This is a genomic window from Haloarcula sediminis (assembly GCF_035656455.1).
GTDB lineage: Archaea > Halobacteriota > Halobacteria > Halobacteriales > Haloarculaceae > Haloarcula > Haloarcula sediminis.
Genome location: NZ_JAYMGA010000016.1, coordinates 17586 through 39067, shown reverse-complemented (window position 1 = coordinate 39067; position 21482 = coordinate 17586). Strand labels below are relative to the sequence as shown.

Below are 21482 nucleotides of genomic sequence, written 5' to 3'. Positions count from 1 at the left end.
GATTGGATGGATTTACGCGAGAAACTCCGCGAAGAGGGCGTAAGACCGCTAATCAAACATCGTGAGTACCGGCCCATCGATCACGCGCACAACGCGCGGATCGATGGGCCTCAATACCGTCAACGAGCGATGTGTGAGACCGTCTTCTCCACGATCAAGCGCACGCTCGGCGACGCCGTGCGTGCGCGAACTTGGTACGGTGAATTTCGTGAGCTCGTTTTGATGTGTGTCGTTCACAACATCAAGGAGACTCTGAACCCGTGAAATCAAGCTACGTCTGGCGATTCACCACGGCCCATTTTTCCGGATCAAAATGACTGGGCGCTCAGATAATCCATGGAACTCACAGAAGGTGTGTATGGCCTTCCGCCCGATATGTCGCTTGGTGGCCGCGAGATGATGCTCAACCCCGTCACCGTCGTGACTCTTGCTGTCCTTGAGGTGGTAAGAGGCGTTCTGCTTTCACGGCGGCTACGTCAAAGCCGGCACGAGCCGGGTTGACCATTTGTTGGCCTTCCAGTAGCATATCGAAGATAGTGTTGCTGATACTGAGCCTACACTACTTATTGCACGATATCGGAGAACGGTTATCCGCACTATCTCAGGAACGTAGACACGTATCGACGTATCGGCGGAACTCTGCTTTGGACTCTGCGATAGTCTTTGCATCGGCGGTTAGACGCTCAGTCTGGATACCGATAAGGACCGTTTGAAACAGCGCTGCCGACTCTTTTGGTTTGTCGACATCGAAGACGCCTTTCTCGACGCCGGCGCGGATAATCTGGGTTAGTTGTTTGCGAATGAAGTCGTCGCTCCGGCGAAACAGCTCGTAATATTCATCGTTGTGTGCAGTCTGTGCGCGAAGCTCGATAACTGCCTGTGTGAACGTCTCGTCTAAGCTCCTTGTTTCGTCGAAGATTTGATCCACGACGGCATCAATATAGTCCTCAGGAGGTTCCTCCGGGAACGGGACTTGACGTTCCAGCTGTTCGAGCATATACTCAAGCAAGTCCAAGAGCAGGCCATCCTTATCGTCGTAATGATGGTAGATTAGCGACTGACTTTTATCAAAATAATCCCCGATTTTCCCAACTGTTAGTTCCGCGTAGCCATATTCACACAACGCATAGTACGTGGCTTCGAGAATCTCTTCTCGGGTGCCGGAGATATCCCCGAAAAACGTCGATTCGTCGATCATTACTGCTTGTGATGGCTTTTGTGCATATTTGCATTCTGTTTTTGTTGCTGTCGTGGTGTCGCTCATGGTGCGTTCGAGGGGAGGTAGGCTTGCAGGAAAGTGACCGGAGAGAGTCTGCTACCTCCCTTCGTTTGTCGTACTGGCGTGGGCTCGCCAGCAATATTGATTAAACAACCAATCAACTTAGCTTTGTCGATTCAGTATTTGGCACTCTTTGTGCCCGAAAAAGCGAATAAAGGATGAATTGAGGGAGTTGAAATCCAGAGTGATGATACAGAAGTCATATATTGATTGAATACTCATTCAACAACAGCAGATGGTCAGATTACTTACCGAGTTCCGTTCATTGCACTGTCCAGACTGGTTTACCTCGTCCCGGAGGCTTGCGGATGTCGCGTAGAGGTGCGGTGTGCGTTCTCTGTCTCGTCGTCATGTCAGTCACTACGGCTGGAACAGCCGCCGCGACCGTCAGGGGGAGTCCGGATATCAGTGCCTCGCTCCAAGACGACACCGTCATCGCTGGCGAGGAGACGACGCTGGATGTCGTACTCGTCAACAGCGGCGACCTCGATATCGGCTCTACACAGAATCCGGCGCTGAACAGTGAAGTGACGACGGCCCGCGGGCTGACCGTCGAGGTCCGCGATGGAAACGCACCGATTTCCGTCAGTACCGGCGCACGGTCGCCCGGGAGTCTTTCGACCGGAACGCCGACTACGGCCAGCTTCGACATCAGCGTCGATGAGGACGCCGATCCGGGCACCTACCGTGTCCCCATCGAACTAGAGTACGACTATTATAATCTCATTTCAGAGCGAGGGGGTGCACGGTCTACGGGGAGCGCATCACCGACACGCTACGTTACCGTCACCGTCAGCGACGATGCCAGCTTCGACGTGACGAACGTCGATTCCGACGCCCAGGTCGGGACAAGCGGGACCGTCGCCGTCACCGTTGCAAACACCGGGCAGACGACTGCGAACAACAGCGAGGTCACGCTGGGAAGTCAGAACGGAGAGTTGACCTTCGGCGAGCGGTCCGAGAGCACGCGCTCGGTCGACTCTTGGGAACCGGGCGAGGACCGGACCTTCCGATACGATATCTCCGCGACTAAGGACGCCCAAGCCGAGAGCTATCCGTTCCAGCTCAACGTCGCCTTCGATAACCCCGACGGCGTCCGTAAGGAGTCTACCGGCACCTCTGTCAGCATCACGCCCGACCCCGAACAGACCTTCTCGATGTCCAACATCGTGAGTAGCCTCCAAGTCGGTAGCGACGGCGTTCTTGAAGCAACGGTGACCAACAACGGCCCCCGTGACGCCGACAACGTAGTCATGACTTGGGAAAGTGACCAGAGCAACCTGTCACCACAGGAAACACAGGTCTCAATCGGCGACCTCGCTGCTGGTAGCTCGAAGCAGGTCAGTTTCAACGTTGACGCCACAGATGCCGCCCAACCAGGCAGGAACCAGCTCGACTTCACTGCGAGTTTCCGGGGTTCCGAGGGTGAGCGCCAGCGGAGCGATACACTCGAAATTCGGGCGGGAATCATACCGGATTCGGCCGAGTTCGAACTCGACGCAGCCAACACGTCCATCGGTGTCGGGCAGTCCGACACGATCCAAATCACAGTTACCAATACACGTGACGTGGCCCTGACCGACATCTCTGCGCAATTGTTCGCCGATTCTCCCATCAGTGCCGACGACGATGAGGCGTTCATCCCTGCACTTGGTCCGGGGGAGTCAGAGACACTCACGTTCAGCCTCAGCAGTGACGGGAGTGCCTTGGAGAAATCCTATCCACTCTCCTTCGACTTCGAATACACTGAACCTGACGGTGATACTGTTATTTCGGATACCTACAACGTCGCTATCGATGTTACTGGCTCCAGCGGCGACGGCGGCGTACCAGTGGGACTCATCGGTGTGCTCACGCTCGGCGGATTTGTCAGTGCTCTCGTTTGGTATCGACGTCGGTAACGCGAGGTATCTATAATGAAATTTGACTATCAACGGTACATCGACGTAGTGGACGACTGGATTGTTCACCGAGACAAAACTGTCATCGGTGTCTTTCTAGTCGCGACGCTAATTCTCGCCGGTGGATTCGGCATGACAGCGACTGATTCGGGTACCTCACAGTTCACTGAGGGAGTGCCTGCACAGGAGGCGGCCGATGATGTCAACAGCAATTTCGAACGCGACTCGTTCGGTGAGGGAACCGGGAGGACGACACTGATTCAACGCGATCAGAACGTCCTCTCCAAACAGTCTCTACTGGCGATGCTCGAAACACAGCATCGCCTCGAACAGCACGACTCGCAAGACGTTGTGGGGACCAGTAGTTTCGCTCAGATTGTCGCCCAGACGCTTGACCCGCAGGCCGATTCAACGCCGAAACAGATTCAGGCTATCGAACGGGCGACGCAACCAGAGGTGGAACAGGCCGCTCGCCAGGCACTCGACCAGCAACCGTCAAGTGCCGGGTTGCTGAGCAAAGATCTGAACAGCCAGGATCCCTCCGCGTCTGCGACACTAACGACGGTAACACATCAGGTATCTGGTGTGGAGAGCGGTGCGGGTACCCAGGGGACATCTCCACTGACTCCTCTCCAGCAAGAAACTAAGTTCATTGTGAGTGCCAGTGATAGTGATATCACCGTTTTCGGTAGTGGACTCATCTCTGCGGAACTGGCTAACGTCATCACTGATTCATTGACGCTCGTTATCCCCGCCGCTGTCGTGCTTATCCTCTTTTTCTTGATTATCGCCTATCGAGACCCGTTCGATTTGGGAATCGGTCTGATTTCTCTCGCTATGACAATCGTGTGGACCTTCGGGTTTATGGGCTGGGCTAGAATCCCGTTCACGCAGATGCTGATTACTGTCCCTCCACTGCTGCTTGCTATCGGGATCGACTTCGGGATCCACGCGGTGAACCGGTACCGTGAAGAACGTGTCGAGGGCGTTGCACCGACTCCTTCGATGCGTGCTGCCACGGATCAACTGCTCCCGGCGTTCTTCATCGTGACTGGAACGACTGTCCTCGGGTTTGCTGCAAACCTCGTCAGCGATCTCGGGCCGATTCAGGATTTGGGGCTCGTTGCGGGAATCGGCATCATCTTTACGTTCCTGATATTCGGTATCTTCCTTCCTGCACTCAAACATTTCGTCGACAGGCAGCGTGAAAAGTATGGCCTACCAACGTTTAGCATCACACCTATCGGCTCCGAGGGGTCCTCGGCGAGTCGAGTGCTGACCGTCGGCGTGACCATCGCACGACGCGGGCCATACGTATTCTTCGCACTTGTGCTGGTCTCGACAGCTGCGATGGGTGCCTACGGCACGGGTATCGACACCCGATTCACGACGGAGGACTTCCTTCCACCCGAAGAGAGCCCCGACTACGTCGAGGTACTGCCGGAGTCGATTGCCCCGGACAGCTATACAGTCACAGAAAAGCTGAATTATCTCGAAGAAACCTTTGAGAGTGGCGAGAGCGATACCGTTACTATCTATATTGAAGGCAAAATGCGCGATGGGTCAGCACTGGAGTCGATCTACCGTCGGAATCAGAATCCACCGGATTCGTTTGTCACCAACGGACAACAGGCAGATGCAAACAGTATCCTCGGCGTCATCAACCAGTATGAGAGTACCTCCCCGGAATTCCGTCGGCTCGTCGCTCAAAACGATCTGAATAACAACGGTGTTCCTGACCAGAACCTCGAACTGATCTACAACGAACTGTTCGCATCGCCCTATGGCGACCAGGCCAGATCGTATCTGACTGATGACTACTCGAAGACCCGGATCATATACTCGGTTGAAGCCGATGCGAGCCAAGCAGCGGTAACAGAAGATACCAGAGCACTTGCCTCGGAGTTCCGAATGTCGGCTACCGCAACCGGTGGTGTCGTGGTAATGAAAGCTGTCTCGGATATCATCGCCCAGTCCGCATACATCAGCTTGGCCCTTGCTATCATTGCGTCTGCTCTGTTCCTCTTCTTCGTGTATTGGCTACTCGAAGGGAGACCAGGCCTCGGTCTTGCAAACCTGATACCCATACTCCTGACGATAGCGGCATTGGCGGCCACAATGCGGTATCTCGATATTCCTTTCAACGTCCTGACTGGGACGACGCTGTCGATCGGGATTGGACTGGGTATCGACTACTCTGCTCACATCGTCCATCGATTCTCTGAGGAGTACCGTGGGGATACCAGTCTCCAAGAGGCCCTCAACGTGAGTGTCAGCGGCACGGGTGGCGCTCTGGCTGGGAGCATGCTGACAACCACCTCTGGGACCGGTGTTCTGGTCTTGGCGGTGATACCGATATTGGGACAGTTCGGGCTTCTAATCGCTCTTAGCGTCCTCTATTCGTTCGTCGCGTCCATTCTGGTGCTCCCAACAGCCATCGTGCTGTGGAAGGAAGGCGGAGAATATTTCGACGCAAGAGTCCTTACACCATAGCTGGTGCACAACAAATCAGGGTTTGCTGTCTCTTCCCCTGTTGGTGCTGTTCGAACTGCCACTGTGTGTATCGCATTATCAGGGCGGACCATGTAAACGAACCCTGCCCTGAAAGCTTGATGTGTGGCAACTACTGACAATGTTTTTGTATTAGTACATCATAGTTTATGATATGGCACGTAAGGAGTATAGGCCGCCTCCATTCTCCGGAAAAGGCGGGTCAAAGAGAGAGCAGAAGGAAAGCGTATCAAGAGTTGAACATTATGTATCTGCCTCGGTAGGACTGGTGACTGTCGCTGGAACGGTTATGCTGTTCGGTCCAATGTTACTCAACACAGTGCAGGGATTCGGAGTGCTCTCAACGACGATACTAGTGTTCGTTCTTGTAACACTGTGGATATTTGTGTGGATTGCAATCGAGACGGCTTTGATTTGGCACATGAGCCGTCTAGCGACCTAATGTGGGCCTCCACGTCGGCTATGGCAGGCTCACTCTCAATCGAACGTTAGTGTACTATTTTGAACAATACTCACACTGCGACCGCAATAATACGGCGAACAATGAGTTCAGAGACCTAATCGGTGAGCCTCTCGAAGACGTAAGTAGGAAACTGTGGCTCGATACGGCTCGGTGGGCGACTTGCGTGGACTCGTCAATTTGGATGCGCTCTACGATGCCGTCCTCGGTGAGTTCGTACAGGTAGCGCTTGACCGTCCCAGCCGAGAGGTCGATGCCACAGACGCGGCTTGTGCCACTGGAAGGCTGTGTGAGGCCGGTCAGGAGCCGCATCGTGGTGGTCTTTCCCGCGCCGTTCGGGCCGAGAAAGCCATAGACGGTTCCCGGCTGGATCGCAAGCGAGAGGCTTTCGAGGGCGACCTCTGAGTCATAGCTCTTCCGGAGGTCAGTCACCTGAATGGCGAGGCCTTCGCCGGTAGAGGGCATTGATAACAAACCTCGTTTATCAGACTATTCGTCTATGCGTTTCGGAACGATTGAGTGAGTATAGTTTAGCCATCAAGACACCTCGAGTTGAACCAATAGAATCGCGTTTGCGGTCACGTGATAATCGACTCGTATATGTTTTGCTGTGTGTTTCTGTAGTAGCAACTCTGCGAATTATTTATTCGTTGGGCGATTAGTGGCGTAACTGTGTCCCTGAATATCGGTTCCTCCCTGACTGGCGGCTTCAGTCGTGTCGCGAATAGAAACGGAGTGGTCCTCTCCCTCGCATACGTGGTACTCGGACTCGTCTGGCAAGTGGCATTCTACAGTGCGTTCGTCACATGGCTACTCCGGGCGAATCCCGAGATGACTGATGTACCACTTCCGACCGTAGATATTCCGCTTGCCGTCTCTGCGGTTGTCGCAATTGTCGCCTTGCTACTACTGCAAGTAGCAGCTATCGTTTCGATACGGACCTTCGTCGGTGGGCATACGGACAAGATTCCGTCAGAATACTACTCCCGGAACATTCTCCTTGTATTAGTCAACACAATCGTTGGCAGCATTGCGTACGGACTTCTCGTGTTTCTCGGGTCACTCCTGCTTATTATCCCGGGAATCATCGCCTACGTGGCGTTCCTGTTCATGATCTTCTATATTGCTGTTGAGGATGACAATTTCATCGCCGCCCTCCGAAACAGCTGGACTCTGACACGTGGCAACTGGATCCCGGTGTTCGGGCTTCTTCTGGTCATATTCGTGGGCCTGAGCATCATTCCGGGGATTTTGGGCGTACTGATCTCATTTATCGTTGGCGCGTACGCAGGTCCAGCGATAAGCACGCTTGTGTCCGGCGTTATCACGCTACCGTTCTCGCTGTTGGTGCTTGGAATCCTCGCAGAGGCGTTCGTCCAGCTGCGCGGTGACAAGACCCTCTCGGAGCGGTAGCCAACCCGAAGCGGGTCAAAAACTCGTTTTTAGTACTAGCTCTTGGATAACTACGCCTGTGATAGGTATTAAGCAGCGTACGCGAGCGCGTATCTACGTGGCTTGTTCCGACAATTTCCTGCTGAGAGCCATGATTTCCCGGTTTTGTTTGGAGTGGGACATCCGGTAAGTGGGGCTGCGAAGTTATTGGATTTTCACCGACCACAAACGCTATACGGTATAGAAGTTATTGTCCTGATATGTATGGGACTGTTCGGGATTCGCTTGAAGACTGGTATAATCCGAGTATTCAGTCTGCGGTGATTGTCTTGATGGGTTCGAGTTTTAGCCTCTTTCTGTTCCTCAGCAGTCCCGATTTTACGAACCCGTACTACGTTTTTGGAGTCGGAGTGATGGGCTTCGCAATCGTCTTTGCGGCGCTTATGCTCATCTCTGTGCTACTGAAGCGCCGATAGACTACTTCCCAGTGCTGACCGCAGTTACTCACCACAGCGAGGCGGGTTTTCACCAGCTGATTTGGTATGAAACAGCCGCTCAGTAACCGTACCCATTGACCGTTCTATCTAAATGGACACAATTGGTTTATGCCACTCCAACCGTCTTGTAACGCCTGTACAGGTATACTACTCCCGCTGGAATCGTAACTAACTGTACAGTCGAAAATAGGAACGAACCCAAGTGCAGTATGCCAACTGCCCCCCACAGAATTCGACTGGGTACCCAGTTGCTGTCGTTCTTTCGGAGTGTTCTGACATCGAGATAGAGGCATAGTGAGTATATGGGGGCCAGTAGACTGCCGACCAATACTGTGGCTCCCACTGTGAGGGTAGAGAACAGAAATACCAAACTCAGCTCTGGATTAGATGGCATTAGACTCGGGGGCGACCCGGCTTGCGGTTCGCTAACTATCTGAAGGATACCGTACGAAGTCCACGTTAACCCCAATACTCCAATAAAGAACGCGACTCCGTACCACCACCGTGAATCAGGAGACCGACCGGATGACGTACTTGACATAGACTACGTGCGAGAACGGTGTTCGTTGAAGTCTATAAATTCAGTGACCCGACGATTTGGTTGATAACAGTGCAGGATAGCTACTGTGTACTGACCACTAGGAAGGTTGAGAATGCGGCGATAATCACGACCAGTTTTTCTTGGAGAGACCTGCCACCGTGAGTTAGCGGGAGAGGCTGAGCAAAATTCGAATACACAGACGGGTCCAATAGATAGTTCTCATAGAGTTGATATCGGAACTGGTGGGACGAGCCAGCTACTCAGTGGGTCTGCGAAGGACTCAATTTGCTCTCATCTGTGGGGTTTCGTAGATTGCTCCTATGACGGAGATACTCAAGAGGACGAACAATGAAACATCCACGAGCGTATTGAATGCCGTTGGCCCGTTGGAAATGAGGCCCTGTAGCGTATTCCACTGAAGTGATGCAAAGAGAAAACTCAGCAAAATAAGCATCATCAACTCACGCCATTGCGGTATGTCACTGGTGGAGGGCATTGTCCCGATCTTCCACCTCAGAAATCAAAATATCTTCTGATGAGTGGGTCTCCTATACTGAGCAGAAGGCTGTCAGGGCGGTATTTTCTTACGACCGACCACTCGATATCACGTATGGTTGGGCTGGGGACTCTGATTATACTACTCACAATCTTCGCTGTGATGACGCTGACTCTCGGTCTGCTACTCCGGTTACTGAAAGACGCTGATGGCTCTGAGTAGTTGACTGACTGGCTATTTTATCTGTACCTTCCGACGAAGGTCACAGCAATTCCGATGGCAATGATGAAAACAGATGGAAGCACCACTACGGAGAACGACTGAGTTGTCGCTACTGCGCCGCAAAGGCTCCCAATTCCAATCAGAACGACACCAACAGATTCCAGCTGACTCATGGATGTGGATTGCTGTATTAGTTCACAACCGACGAGCGATTTCGTATGCGATTGATGTTGGGAGAAGGATAGCGAATATGACCAGAGTGATTTCCTCTATGGTTAGACCAGATTGTGTAAGATCACTGTGAAAATAGAGTACGCCAGTGGCGATGACGCTAACAATTGCCGCAACGTATCGGGGGTCAGCCTATGAGGATGGGAACTCAGAATCAGACACCTACGATTATTACTCCTATCGATCTGAGAAGTTCTCCCTCTGAACTGACTGGTCCGTCAACGAGAGTCGCTTACGAAGTTGCATGTGCGTTTTGAAGGCCTCATCCTGAATGTGTAGAGCTGTTTTTGTTACGAAATTCGGCGACCAATCCACCGATCCCACAGATGACAAACAGACCAGCAAGAAGGTACCACTCACCGTCAAGATACTGTAGTGTACCAATTGCGATAAAACCGCTATACATGAGTGGCTGATAAAGTGGGTAGCTTCGAACACCGTTCACCGTCGCTGCGAGTAACATCGGAACGACGATTATCCAGAGTACAACGGAATAGCGTGTTGGTGGCCCGGCATAGACGAACTCAAAATAGGTGGCTGCGCCGACCAGTAGCAACATAAATAGCAGGGCTCCTGGACGGATACGATTCTGGAGGGTTTGGAGGGGGACTCATCCAAATAGATTATTTTTCCAGTATCCTATACTTTTTATGCTACTCTTCTACCGACCACGTTTTCTCGTGACGAGATACTCCCTGACCCCATATAATTAACAGATAGATGGGTCATCTACGACTATGGCTTCAGCCGGTACCAGTGACCCGGAAGTGGTGCTTGCGGACCTCGAACTGACGCGCGGGCTCACCATCCAAATGACCGCGCTTAGCACCCTCGGGCTGGTCGTCGCCGCAACCGTATTTGGCGGCCTCTACCAGATTGTTACTGGCCAGCCGGCGTCTTTCCAGTTCGCGCCCGGCGTCGCCTGGTGGACCAACGCGCTGGATGTCCTCGTCATACTGGTGCTCGGGACGGTCGTTCTCGTTCCGCACGAGTGGCTGCACGGCCTCGTTATCCGGTACTATGGTGGCGAGGCGAAGTATGGCGTGGGCATCGCACACTTTATTCTGCCGTACGCATACGCCACGACTGACCACGAGTTCACGCGCAACCAGTTCATTGTCCTGTTGTTGACACCACTGGTCGTGATGACTGCCGTCGGTGTTCCGCTGATGCTGGTCTTCGAGTGGGGGTGGCTCATCGTTCCGCTGGCAGCCAACGCCGCTGGCGCGATCGCGGACCTCTGGATGACGATGACGCTACTCAGTTTCCCTGCGGATGTTCGCCTTGAGGATCATCCCAACGGCGTCCGCATCCTCGGCCATGAAAGCGACCGGCCACACGGAATCTCCGTGACTGGTGTCGTCTGGGACGCTCTCTCTGGTGCCGCCGTCACGGCCATAGGCGTGTTCATCCTCCTCGCAGCGGGTGGTCCGCTGGCCCTCGACGCCCTTGGCGTTGACTCCCTAACAATCGGCACACCAGACACGGTCACGTTCCTGTTCTCGTTGTCATCAACCCCAACCGAGATTTCGATGGTCGTCGGCCCCGCCGTACTCGGCATCGGCGCTGTCGTCGGACTGGTGTACGCGTTCGTTCGAAGCTATCGGCGTGCAAAACCCGCAGTCAGTAAGAAATGACTCATAGATTGAATGCATATGTAAAAATCATGCGCTCTACAATAAATAAACGCGTGTTCAGTGAGCCGGACGGCCGTCGCATGTCGCTTTTCTATTTTTGCATAGCACTCGCGGTCGTGTTTAGTTAAGCGTGTTACTCGTTGCGTTGTGAGTCGGCTGATACTAACTGGTAAACAGTGGATAACTATGTGCATACCCGCGATAGCTGCGGCTGAGCCGATTGGTGTGGGTCAACCAGCCGGCTCAAGGAGGGAGCGACAGCCTGGGTGGGTGGGGGAGGGCACCTAATCCCGGCTTCAACCCCACGATGGTTCGTCTGAAACTATATTACAGAAGAAATGGTCGTATACAGTCGTGCCAATAGTCGTGATTATCACAGCATACAGGTGAGTTCAATCAGCTTGGCACCATCGGCCGGCCATCAATTGCGTTCTCCACCGATTCAAATGGAATCTATCTCGTTGATTGCTTCGGTCGCACGCACACCCAATTCATCGGCCTCGATGCGCTCAAAGTCGTTGTCCGGCCGCGGCTCAAACCCGGTTTTCTGCTTGGGAACGCGAACAAGTCATTGTGAGTCCGAGTAGTAGCGACGGGGTTGCCTGCCACGCATTGACTGGCACTGAATCGTGGGCAAGTGAGCGTTCTTTCACAACCCCATCACCGACCCTGTGACCCTCGCGCACGAGATTACGCGTCAGTCGGCGTGACTGACACGCGTTCTTTGCACCCAGCATAAGGGTCGAGAATACCACAACTCAAACACTACCAACAACCTGTAATATCTCAACAATACTCCCGAGATTGGCCGCGAGAGTGACTAAGCCGATACCACTGAACGCTATGCCGAGAACCAGCAGGAAGAGTCCTCGAGCACCCGTTCTCAACGCGGCACTTTCTGGCTCATCGTTTGCCACTATCAGATGTCCCTCCTCCGGTGTCATGACTACATCTGCACCTGCGGCCCCTCGTTCCGGCGCTGTGTGTGCTTCCCCGACGACGTGTACCCTTTCGCCGACACCGAGTGTGCCCTCCACCAGCTCGATTGGACTATTGAACAAGCCGGAGTCCGTGTGCGCCGACGGCTCCAGATCGAGTCTTGCTTCGTCTACCCGTTCCAGCAGGTCAGCACCTGTGACTGTGTCTATCTCGTGGTCCAGTGAGAGACTCTCGTCCGTAGGGTCGACGTATATCTCTCTCGTCTCATCAGCGACGATGAATGGACTGCATCTGATGCCTGCATCAATAGATGGATCCCCGGTCCCCTGCACCTGACGGGTAATGTTATACTCGTATGCTACGCACTCTTCTCCCCGAATCGGTGATACGAGGGTGTCGCCCGAACGAGGCGAGCGAACGGTCCCCTGGATCCGAACCAATCCATCGGCCGCGACAGCCTCACGAAGTGGCACTGCGTCGATGGTCGATAATCTCCACCCGTCGCGTATACCCTTAAGACCACTAGTCGTCGCGGCCACCCCTATTGCGGTCGCGATGACCCCACCGGCTACTCCGGGCAGAACTCCGTAGACACCCAGAGTGAGGACCCCGAACAGGACGGTGCCCACGAGAGTGCTGTCCACAGGCATATTTCGTGCTTCTGTACTCTCAGTATTAAGCGACGTTGCTTGTCGAGCGGGAAGTTTTCGATATGAACTATCGACGGTTTCGGGCTTTTTACCCATCGTTCTGACAGCGAAAACCGACGCCGCCAAGTGGTTCCCTATCGCCTATTCTAATCAAGAATGGGTGGGACCGGCACACAGAACGACTCACCAGACGATGGTGGACGGAACGGCTCCTGGCTTTGGGCCACCGTGCTTGCTATCCAACCGCTTTTGACAACTGTCGGGTTGGTGGGTCTTCTCCTGTTCGCTCTCGTCAGTACTGCAACATCGTCGTTGCAACTCCCGAAGTTTCTCCCATTGCTCCCAGGGGCAGTGGCGCTCATTTGTATTGGACTGGTCCACCTGTACACGCCGATATATTTCGCCGGACTGGTACTGGACATACGGCAAGTGCGGGGATCCAGCGGCGTCTGGCGCCCGTCGTGGTGGTTCCTGCTTGGCGGCGGTGCTCAACTCGTCTACTTCAGTATCCCTCTCATACAGGCCTACGGAGGCGAAACGTTCGAAGAACTCGTGTTCGGCACACTCGAAGTAATGGCGCTGTTGGTCGCCGGGATAATAACGATAAACTACATACATGAACGCGATAGCCATCTGTTCGGCGCACCGACGCTCGTGTCATTGTGGTCTAGTGTATGGCCGGGCAGCAGTGTTTAGCTCCCACTCTCCTCAGCTTGGACCACAAGGGGACGGCTCGAATATGTCTCAGATAGCTCCATAGAGGAGCCGCACGATTATGGCAGTCATCCCTGCAGCGATTACGAACGCCCAGCCGGTTGTGCGGACGCGTCGGCCGTACTCGGGTAACTCGTCGCTGTCGGTCCCAAGTATCGTAACGAGCCGACTTGGGTGTTTGAACGGGCTGGGCGGTGTCGGCTGGTGGAGCCGCCTGCGTAGCTGCCGGTACTGGGTGAACGACCAGACACCGTACAGACACAGCGAGAGGACCATCCCGACCCAGAAGCCAAAGCCCGCGAGCAACGGCAGTCCGACCGGTCCGAGGATGTCGGTCTGCGTTGGTTGTACCGAGCTGTCAGCTTCCCCAGTCAGGTTCAGGATGCCGAAAAACAACCCCACCATCGAGAGCCAGAACGCCCCGAAGCAGACGGCGAGTGATCGTTTCGACAGCCGATGAAGAGTCTCGCCGCGGCGTTTGATCCACGTTTGGGAGGTCGGTGACTGCACCTCCTCCACCGGGCGAAGTTCGTACCGTCCCGGGCGTTGCTCTCCCAGACCGGCCAGCACGACGAGGCCCAGCAGGACAGTCCCGATGGCGGACGCTTGCACCGGCCATGGGGTCCGCTCCCGGATCAGGAACGCATCGCCCGGCGCGGACGGCCGCACGTACGCTTTGACTGTCGTTCCCGGCTCGTACGACTGGACGATAGACTGCGCTTGTGACCGCTCTGAGTAGGTGCGAACAGTCGGGCCCGGAAACACCTGATCGCTGGTGTACGTCTCGCCCTGATACTGGTACGTGTACTCGATTTCCGGTTCGTACTCGATGCTTCGCCGGCTATCAATCCGCTCTACATCTGCACTGTCGACTGTTGCCTGGACAGTGACGGCAGTATCGACGGCTTGTCCCTGCTGTACGTAGCTGTACCCTCCGAACCCGAGGAGGGCAATCGCAAGGAGCAGCAGGTACACGCTTTTTCGTGAGAGGTGGAGGGTCGTGATTCCCACGGGGAGTTTCATTGCGAATGTCTGTATAGTAATCAATCAGTATGAACGTGATGTCTGCCCCACGCGATACCCGTCCCTCGGTCGAGTGCACGGGCAGCCCACTCGATAGGCGTCCGGTCACCCACAGAGCAATTCATATCTCGACACTTAGAGATGACTGCCGACGAACTCACCGACACGCGGACCGTCCCAATCGCGCTAACTGGTTAACCAACAGATCTGGGTCCAGGTGGTCGACTGTGAAGAAACGGCATAGCTACGATTACTGAATCTGTCAGCACAGACTGTATGCCAATCAGTCACTCTGGCTTCTAGAAATGTTAGTATTCGTCCACAAAAGAAGGGCGATTCCAGTGACTGAAACAGAAATCCCGAGAAGAATTAGGCCGAGATATGCAACAGCGATCGACCCGATATCCACGATAGCTGAATGGTACCTGTTAGTCGTATGTTGGTACAGTACCACCGTGCCTGTAACACTAATAAGAAGCCCTATGATGCTCACCAAGAGTCCGATCTTTCGCATACTATTTGCTTGTTTGCCGTGGCTGAAAAAATATACCGGCCAGGTCGCAGTCCTATTCGGCTCCGCGACGCTGACGATGGATCGCTTCTCGCCGAGATCAGCTCACGTGGCCACTCATTACCCTTGCACGGAAACTCCTGCCGGCAAAAGGATCGTCTACCAGTATGAGATCGTCGATGCAGAAGGTCATTTAGTCGGTTCAATCAGGGCAAATTCGCTCTATTTGACTTCGATCAGTACGAGATTACGCTGACTGATACGAGTTCAATTCCAACAGAGCCAGTCGTGATTGCAGCGATCGTCATTGATGCGATGCAAACGAACGAACCCCTAGGTTGATTTTAGATTCACGATACGATTCCTTGGACGTAGATGTGTGCATATGCGCTTGCCCACACGATTGAGAGCAGTTCACCGGCACTTGACGAAATTACATGCAGTACTGGACGCACCAACGTCAGCCCCGTTTCGAACTGGGGAAGAACGGATGGTAAATATAGGCCGAGTGCACTTCCAATAGCGATGATAACGATGAGGATGAACTTTCTTCGGTAGTTCGACGTGATGTGCCAGCTCATTTGTAGCGATTTGAGAGGGCCGTACTGGCCGATAACGCAGGTTTCGGGCGCGAACCAGAACTTGAATAGGAAAAAGAGAAACGGCACAGCGAACACGATCCCGCCGACTGCTGCGGCGGCGGGGAAACCCACCATCCCCACCGGTGCGACCGGAAGCACGGCGACCAGAAGGAAGAGTGGAAGCGACACGAAGAACGGAATCGTCATCACCGAGAACACGATGAGGAAGATAACGCCAACTAACGCCGGTGTCCGAGCGATACTTCGGCGCAATCCCTCGCGTATCGTGACGGGTTTGCCGGTCAGCTCGCCAGCGACGATCGTCCCCACATAGGCTCGAATCAAGATGATGAATGTAAACGCAGTCAGGGCCTCAACCACGCTGATCGCGGGCATCGGGAGTATATTGATGCTGTCCGTCTCAAGCAGGCGGTTGACGAGGATAATTACGCCAGCGAAGGCGAGGATTGACGGGTAGGACCGAAACAGGCGAACGGACCAGACGAGCGCATCGAGGACGGTCCGATTGATGGTCGTCGTCTCGATGTTTCGGCATTCGAGACAGCCACAGCCATCAACGTCGTCTCGGGCCTTGATCGTCGGTGTCGCGTCACGCGTGGATGTGTCGTTGTCGGTGGATGTGCTTCGGACTGGGGCGTCGGTACGTTCGCTCATTCGGCAGTAACAAATTGGGAGATGGATTCCCCGGCCGCGAGCAAAATTGACGGGGGACCGAGCAGCGAGGCGAAGGATTTGAACGCGCGTTTGAGACTCGGACGGTCGTCTTCGGTGCCAAGAAAGAGCAGCGTGGGGTCCTCGGAAACGACGAACACGCTCATTTCACGGCCCTTCTCAGAATAGCAGGTGTCCGTGACCTCGATCACGCCAGCCGATTCGAGATTCTCCAGGTGATACTGAACGTTCTGCACGCTCTGGTCGAGCTGCTCAGCGATCCGCGACGGCGTCGCCGGCGTCTCGTTGAGCAGCCGAAATATCTCGTAGGCGGTCTCGGCGGACAATGCTTCGATTACGTCTCGCGTCTCGTCGTCATCTAAACTCAGTACGGCTGGGGTATCGCTTCGCTCGACGGTGGCGTCCGTTTGTGTCGGGAGGAGTTGTGTCATAGTGGGGGTTGCTTCTGTGAACGCTGGTCGCAGGGATCTGGCTCGATCGGTGGCTGGTCGAAACTATTGTTCGGAATTGTTGGTAGGTGTTTCTGTTGATTCTGGGCTGGTTGGTGAGGCAGCAATCAATCGCATATAGTAGGCCGTGTACACGGTATAGAAGTACGCGAAGCCGACCGCGGAAAGAGTAATCCCAATCGGGAGTAGGACAGTAATCGGAATCCCGAGGTCGATTGGTAATACATCAGCTGACCCAGCGTCCGTCAGCGCCAACTGAAGCAGGTATTCGGGGATAAAGAAGACGTTCAGCAGGACGAGCCACGCCAACGAGAATCCAACGACGCTTTTCAGATTTGAGCGAACAATACCAACGCTTCTCCGGAACGCGTCAGTAACGCTCTCGTTTTCGATGACGATCGCGGTGTCGTAAAACTGCACGAACATAATGACAAGGAGGATCGACACCAGCCAGATGAGCAGAGAGATGACGCCTGCGACGAACGCAGCCATCTCGTCAATCACGGCGAGCGCCATCGTTCCGATCCCGAGGACGAACCCGACAAGTCCGAGTCCTATGGCGGTTCCAAGGACGAGCAGCATGAACAATACAGTTGCGAGTAGCAGTCGGCGGTAATACGTGCGAGCGGCAGTGAAAAAGTCGGTGAGCGATGCGTCTGTCCCTTCTATCGCAGTTCGGGCAATGCCGATGAACCCGCCGAGAACAAAGGGAAAGACGATCAGCCAAGCGAGCGACACGCCTGTTGAGAGGAGTGGCGATTCAATTAGGCGATCGACGTATTGCAGCTGGCTGCCGACCCCGATAAGGAGGCCAGCGACGAGCAGGATTGGATTCGCGCGGAGGGCGGTGAAGCCGTCTTTGAAGGCGGAAACTGTGACCATCGTATCAGCTGATTGTCTCTGTCACGTATTAGGTCGAACGTAGTCTCAAATCTATATTTTACTTTTTGAGCTCTCCTAATGCCTGTGTCATGAGCAGCCCTATTGAGTGGTTGTTCCGCGATTAGTTCTAGGACCGAAATCAGATCCGCCACATCGTCGTCACGACCTCCCGCCCGTTCATGCGCCACTGACCCAGACGGCCTGACCCGCTCGAAACCGCCATTCGGTAGCGAACCAACGGTTGCTGCGCGGCGTTGCTGGTGCCGGTGCCATCGAGATACTGTGCGGCTCTGGCGGTCTCGGAAGCGGAGAGGTCGCAATCACGCTGGCTCGCAACAGTGAGCTACGCCTGTTGTCCGGCAGGTCCGAATCGACACCGTCTGGAACTCGTCGGTGTCTAGCCGTCGCTGTAACTCGCGGCCGTCTCCCTGCCCTCGTCGATATCTTCCAGCGAATCTCGGGAGTTGCGCTACCCGTCGTCGGTCATCTCACGGAGTGCAAACGCGCCCGAGCTAGCCCGTCCTGTCCTGATGGTGTCCGTTTGAACGGATATTCCCCACTGCGAATCCCGTCAGCTTGCTATAGCACCAGCGTTAGTCGTCAGCCTCAGCGTGGGCGTGTTTCGTGCTGTCGACGCTGACCGTCTCCCACTCGTCGTCGGAGTGGGCACCCTCCCGCTCCTTGGCACTAGCTGCCACCCGCATGAACGTAGCCTTCTCACGGGCTGCTGCGATGTCGTGGCCACCACAGTATGACAGTCCCGAGCGAATGCCGGCACAGAACTCCTCGACCACATCGGTGACGGGGCCCTTGTACGGCGTCAGTCCCTCGACGCCCTCATCGGCGGTGACGTTCTCACCCTTATCGGAGCGCTTCTCTGCGGCTGCAGTGGTCGCCATTCCTCGCGACCGCTTGTACCGCATGCCGTCAACTTCGACGGTCTCGCCGGGGGCCTCAGCGGTACCGGCAAAGAGGCTGCCGAGCATCACCGTGTCGGCACCCGCCATCAGCGCCTTGACGGCGTCACCAGATGTCTGGATGCCACCGTCGGCACAGATTGTCACGTCGCTGGGGGCCGCATCGGCACAGTCGTCGACCGCAGTCAACTGCGGTACACCCGCGCCGGCCACCTTGCGAGTGGTGCAGTGGGACCCGGGACCGATCCCGACCTTCACACAGTCCGCGCCGGCCCCCGCCAGGTCCTCGACCCCCGCCGGCGTGGCGACGTTGCCCGCGATGAGATCCAGCCCCGGGTACGCTTCGCGGATGTCAGCGACGGCGTCGAGAGTTCGCTCCATGTGACCGTGAGCAACGTCAACGACCACCGCGTCGACGCCGGCATCGACGAGGGCCGCTGTTCGCTCAAGATAGTCCTCGTCGATCCCGACCGCAGCCGTGACCGGGACGCCGGCCTCGACTACGCGCGAGACCTCAGCGGCTTGTTCCGCGACGGTGAGAAAGCGATGAATCGTCCCAACGCCGCCGGCCTCGCCCAGTGCGATAGCCAGCTCTGCCTCGGTGACGGTGTCCATCGCGGCCGACACCAGCGGCTTCGAAAGGGTAAGTCCGGGTGTCAGTTCCGTTGAAAGAGAGACATCGCTTCGGCTATCGACGGGTGAACGCTGCGGGACCAGCAGGACGTCGCCGTAGCTCAGTCCAGTACGGATCTCATTCATGACCGAATCCTAGCATGTCTGTCACACCATTAAATCCCGCGGTTCTGGCGACTCTCTCTTGCCCGACACCGCGAACTCGTCATCCGACGTGGTGTCGAAGGGCGCGCCGACGGCAGCGGTGGTCCCGTCGACTGGCAGCCCCACGCCACGGTCGACAGCGCCGTCACGAGGACGAGCAGGATCCCGACCAGGGCTCAATCGCCTCACGAAGCCAACGGCCGCGACAGGACCTGTAGCCCCTCACAAGGGCCCGTCTGAAACTCGGTCAGTACATCTTGCACGCTGCTCAGAACATTATTTCTGGTTGTCGGGTGGACTTGCGGTCAATTCGCACACACACACACACACACACTGAGCAGCTGGTTCGTCCCAATAGGGCTGAAATCGACTTTGTAAGAACTGGCCATTGACTCCGTCTCTGCGTATTGGATTTGTGCTCGTGTCTCTCGCGGTGGCAGGTCCCTCCAAGAGAACTGGTCATGCTTCTCGCGGTATTCTTGACCGAGTTATCTAAGAGTGTGTACAGGGAGCGTCGATTACAGTCTGATTCTTTCTGTATTATGTTACTTTTCTAAATGATTATTTTGATGCGAATACTATTTTTATCCACTATTGGTACGGCCAGACGATGCAACCGCTTGAGATCGGATTACGGATTCTCGGGGGTATCATTCTCATCGGAGTAAACGCATACTTTGTCGCAATTGAGTTTGCACTAACCCGTGTCAGGCAGTATCCTGAGTCAGAGTTCAACACACCCGGACTGGAACTCGCGTGGGAGATGACTAACGATCTGGAATTTTATTTAACAACGTGTCAAGTCTGGATTTCTGCTACAAGTATCGCACTTGGGATCATTGCCGAGCCCGGACTGGCAGCACTGTTCGAACCGTTGTTTGCAAACACCACACTCGCATCAATCGGGGCTGGCTCGTTACTTGGGTTTCTCCTTATTAACCTGATCCACCTCACGCATGGCGAACAGACACCAACGTACCTCGGTGTCGAACGGTCCAAACAGGTCGCTGGGTACGGAGCGCGACCTCTATACTGGTTCGCCAAGATACTCGCCCCAGCCATCTGGGTCGGTGATTCTGTCGCAAAGGCAACACTGGGCTTGTTTGGTATCGAGATGACTCAAGCTTGGACTGAAACAGAGCGGGAAGTCATCGAGACACGAGGTGACCTTCGTAATCGGCTTGGATCGGTACTTAAGGAAGGTGACGTGGCTGACGACCGACGCGAGGAGATTATGAATGCTTTGACTATTGGCGAACAGTCGGTCAGTGAAATTATGATTCCGCCCGAAGAGATTGTGGCACTATCGACTGCGGACAGTCCCAGCTCGAATTTCCAGAAACTCGAAGACAATCCACATACTCGGTATCCCCTTATTGGCGAAGACCTGACCGAGTTCCGTGGTGTCGTCTACAGTCCAGCTCTGTTTAAACGTCGTGAAGAACTGTCAACTGGTGACGTCGGGTTTGCTGAATTAGCAGCCCCAACGATGACACTATCACCCGATACCGATGTGAGCGATGCAATCGATCAGTTCCAAACAGAGCGCCAAGAACTCGCACTTGTTATCGAGGACGGCACGGTTGTCGGACTGGTAACCGTGACTGACCTACTGGAAACAATCATCGGTGATCTCGAAGATCCGCTTGATGCCGATAAACCCGACGTGCTCAACTGAATCAGGTTGCAAGCCACACTTGAGAGGTACTTTTGATTATCGCATGAATCAGTCTCTGTCACTACCCGCACGACGGAGAGACCGGTTCTATGCAGCACTCGGTAAGTGTTGACGTCAGACTAGTACAGCTCAATCTGTTATCCCGCGGATTTGTTTTGTTAAAGACTTTCTCGGTCCGGCCAAAAATTCGGATATGGAATTTGACTTCCTGCCCTCAGTGGTCCCGCTCGTCGTGATTGTCGCCGTTGCGACAGTCGCGCTCACGTCTGTGATGACTCCCTCGACGGTGTTCATGATGGTCCTGCCCTCAATGATCGTCTTCTCGGTCATCGCGTTCTTTTTCGGGATGAAATATGGAGAGTTCAACTCCAGTCCGTAGCGGTCTATCTCGATTGCCAAGGTCCACCTTCGTCCCGAGTTGCTCAGGTACCGAATAACGCAATATTAGGCCGGTTGGGTTCGGGGTGTTCCACTGGAAGCGCAAAACTCGGGAGTACACCA

At 54.8% G+C, this 21482-nt stretch carries 16 protein-coding genes and 1 pseudogene; 9 read left to right on the top strand and 8 right to left on the bottom strand.

Annotation, left to right across the window (positions count from 1 at the left end; genetic code table 11):
* A partial coding sequence (locus VJ162_RS18165; RefSeq protein ID WP_324666227.1) for a transposase occupies positions 1 to 264 on the top strand: 264 nt, incomplete at its 5' end.
* 337 nt (positions 265 to 601) lie between these two features.
* Here the strand turns inward: VJ162_RS18165 and VJ162_RS18160 are convergent.
* Complete coding sequence (locus VJ162_RS18160; RefSeq protein ID WP_324666226.1) at positions 602 to 1198, bottom strand: TetR/AcrR family transcriptional regulator; 597 nt, start codon at positions 1196 to 1198, stop codon at positions 602 to 604.
* A 287-nt stretch (positions 1199 to 1485) separates the two neighbouring features.
* Here VJ162_RS18160 and VJ162_RS18155 point away from each other — a divergent pair, with 287 nt between their 5' ends.
* From VJ162_RS18155 to VJ162_RS18145, 3 genes are all read left to right on the top strand, one after another.
* Entirely contained in the window at positions 1486 to 3180 is a 1695-nt protein-coding gene (locus VJ162_RS18155) for a COG1361 S-layer family protein (RefSeq protein WP_324666225.1), read from the top strand.
* A gap of 15 nt (positions 3181 to 3195) precedes the next feature.
* Entirely contained in the window at positions 3196 to 5673 is a 2478-nt protein-coding gene (locus tag VJ162_RS18150; protein ID WP_324666223.1) for an efflux RND transporter permease subunit, read from the top strand.
* Positions 5674 to 5845: 172 nt separating this feature from the next.
* Positions 5846 to 6133 (top strand): hypothetical protein, encoded by a 288-nt coding sequence (locus tag VJ162_RS18145; RefSeq protein ID WP_324666221.1) that lies wholly within the window; start codon positions 5846 to 5848, stop codon positions 6131 to 6133.
* A gap of 261 nt (positions 6134 to 6394) precedes the next feature.
* Here VJ162_RS18145 and VJ162_RS18565 read toward each other — a convergent pair.
* Positions 6395 to 6616 (bottom strand): annotated as a pseudogene (locus VJ162_RS18565) (ATP-binding cassette domain-containing protein); the annotation flags it as partial.
* Positions 6617 to 6823: 207 nt separating this feature from the next.
* Between VJ162_RS18565 and VJ162_RS18135 the strand changes: the two are divergent.
* Both VJ162_RS18135 and VJ162_RS18130 read left to right on the top strand, forming a co-directional pair.
* Positions 6824 to 7564, top strand: a complete 741-nt coding sequence (locus VJ162_RS18135; RefSeq protein WP_324666217.1) for a hypothetical protein — start codon at positions 6824 to 6826, stop codon at positions 7562 to 7564.
* Between the two features lie 2703 nt (positions 7565 to 10267).
* Positions 10268 to 11167, top strand: a complete 900-nt coding sequence (locus tag VJ162_RS18130) for a DUF3267 domain-containing protein (protein ID WP_324666216.1) — start codon at positions 10268 to 10270, stop codon at positions 11165 to 11167.
* Positions 11168 to 11925: 758 nt separating this feature from the next.
* Here VJ162_RS18130 and VJ162_RS18125 read toward each other — a convergent pair.
* Complete coding sequence (locus tag VJ162_RS18125; protein WP_324666215.1) at positions 11926 to 12756, bottom strand: hypothetical protein; 831 nt, start codon at positions 12754 to 12756, stop codon at positions 11926 to 11928.
* Positions 12757 to 13023: 267 nt separating this feature from the next.
* On the opposite strand from VJ162_RS18125, the gene VJ162_RS18120 reads away from it, so the two are divergent.
* Positions 13024 to 13452 (top strand): hypothetical protein, encoded by a 429-nt coding sequence (locus tag VJ162_RS18120; protein ID WP_324666213.1) that lies wholly within the window; start codon positions 13024 to 13026, stop codon positions 13450 to 13452.
* 48 nt (positions 13453 to 13500) lie between these two features.
* Here the strand turns inward: VJ162_RS18120 and VJ162_RS18115 are convergent, their stop codons facing one another.
* The 5 genes from VJ162_RS18115 to VJ162_RS18095 form a co-directional block, all read right to left on the bottom strand.
* Positions 13501 to 14493: a DUF3592 domain-containing protein gene (locus VJ162_RS18115; protein ID WP_324666212.1), complete on the bottom strand. Its 993-nt coding sequence runs from the start codon at positions 14491 to 14493 to the stop codon at positions 13501 to 13503.
* Between the two features lie 861 nt (positions 14494 to 15354).
* The gene (locus VJ162_RS18110) at positions 15355 to 16260 is read right to left on the bottom strand and encodes a hypothetical protein (protein WP_324666211.1); all 906 of its coding nucleotides are present in this window, start codon (positions 16258 to 16260) and stop codon (positions 15355 to 15357) included.
* Positions 16257 to 16709, bottom strand: a complete 453-nt coding sequence (locus VJ162_RS18105) for an ArsR/SmtB family transcription factor (RefSeq protein ID WP_324666210.1) — start codon at positions 16707 to 16709, stop codon at positions 16257 to 16259. The genes VJ162_RS18110 and VJ162_RS18105 overlap by 4 nt, the downstream gene beginning before the upstream one ends.
* 63 nt (positions 16710 to 16772) lie before the next feature.
* Positions 16773 to 17609: a DUF7847 domain-containing protein gene (locus tag VJ162_RS18100; RefSeq protein ID WP_324666208.1), complete on the bottom strand. Its 837-nt coding sequence runs from the start codon at positions 17607 to 17609 to the stop codon at positions 16773 to 16775.
* 593 nt (positions 17610 to 18202) lie between these two features.
* Positions 18203 to 19285, bottom strand: coding sequence for a guanosine monophosphate reductase (locus tag VJ162_RS18095; RefSeq protein WP_324666207.1), 1083 nt, complete (start codon positions 19283 to 19285; stop codon positions 18203 to 18205).
* 628 nt (positions 19286 to 19913) lie between these two features.
* Between VJ162_RS18095 and VJ162_RS18090 the strand changes: the two genes are divergently transcribed.
* Complete coding sequence (locus VJ162_RS18090) at positions 19914 to 20981, top strand: hemolysin family protein (RefSeq protein ID WP_324666206.1); 1068 nt, start codon at positions 19914 to 19916, stop codon at positions 20979 to 20981.
* A gap of 193 nt (positions 20982 to 21174) precedes the next feature.
* Positions 21175 to 21360, top strand: coding sequence for a DUF7333 family protein (locus tag VJ162_RS18085; protein ID WP_324666205.1), 186 nt, complete (start codon positions 21175 to 21177; stop codon positions 21358 to 21360).
* The last annotated feature ends 122 nt before the right edge of the window (positions 21361 to 21482 follow it).

Bases quoted from the DNA above. Each gene is read 5' to 3' on its own strand.
- VJ162_RS18160 (WP_324666226.1), bottom strand. From the start codon at position 1,198: ATGATCGACGAATCGACGTTTTTCGGGGATATCTCCGGCACCCGAGAA.
- VJ162_RS18150 (WP_324666223.1), top strand. From the start codon at position 3,196: ATGAAATTTGACTATCAACGGTACATCGACGTAGTGGACGACTGGATT.
- VJ162_RS18145 (WP_324666221.1), top strand. From the start codon at position 5,846: ATGGCACGTAAGGAGTATAGGCCGCCTCCATTCTCCGGAAAAGGCGGG.
- VJ162_RS18130 (WP_324666216.1), top strand. From the start codon at position 10,268: ATGGCTTCAGCCGGTACCAGTGACCCGGAAGTGGTGCTTGCGGACCTC.
- VJ162_RS18125 (WP_324666215.1), bottom strand. From the start codon at position 12,756: ATGCCTGTGGACAGCACTCTCGTGGGCACCGTCCTGTTCGGGGTCCTC.
- VJ162_RS18115 (WP_324666212.1), bottom strand. From the start codon at position 14,493: ATGAAACTCCCCGTGGGAATCACGACCCTCCACCTCTCACGAAAAAGC.
- VJ162_RS18110 (WP_324666211.1), bottom strand. From the start codon at position 16,260: ATGAGCGAACGTACCGACGCCCCAGTCCGAAGCACATCCACCGACAAC.
- VJ162_RS18105 (WP_324666210.1), bottom strand. From the start codon at position 16,709: ATGACACAACTCCTCCCGACACAAACGGACGCCACCGTCGAGCGAAGC.
- VJ162_RS18100 (WP_324666208.1), bottom strand. From the start codon at position 17,609: ATGGTCACAGTTTCCGCCTTCAAAGACGGCTTCACCGCCCTCCGCGCG.
- VJ162_RS18095 (WP_324666207.1), bottom strand. From the start codon at position 19,285: ATGAATGAGATCCGTACTGGACTGAGCTACGGCGACGTCCTGCTGGTC.
- VJ162_RS18090 (WP_324666206.1), top strand. From the start codon at position 19,914: ATGCAACCGCTTGAGATCGGATTACGGATTCTCGGGGGTATCATTCTC.
- VJ162_RS18085 (WP_324666205.1), top strand. From the start codon at position 21,175: ATGGAATTTGACTTCCTGCCCTCAGTGGTCCCGCTCGTCGTGATTGTC.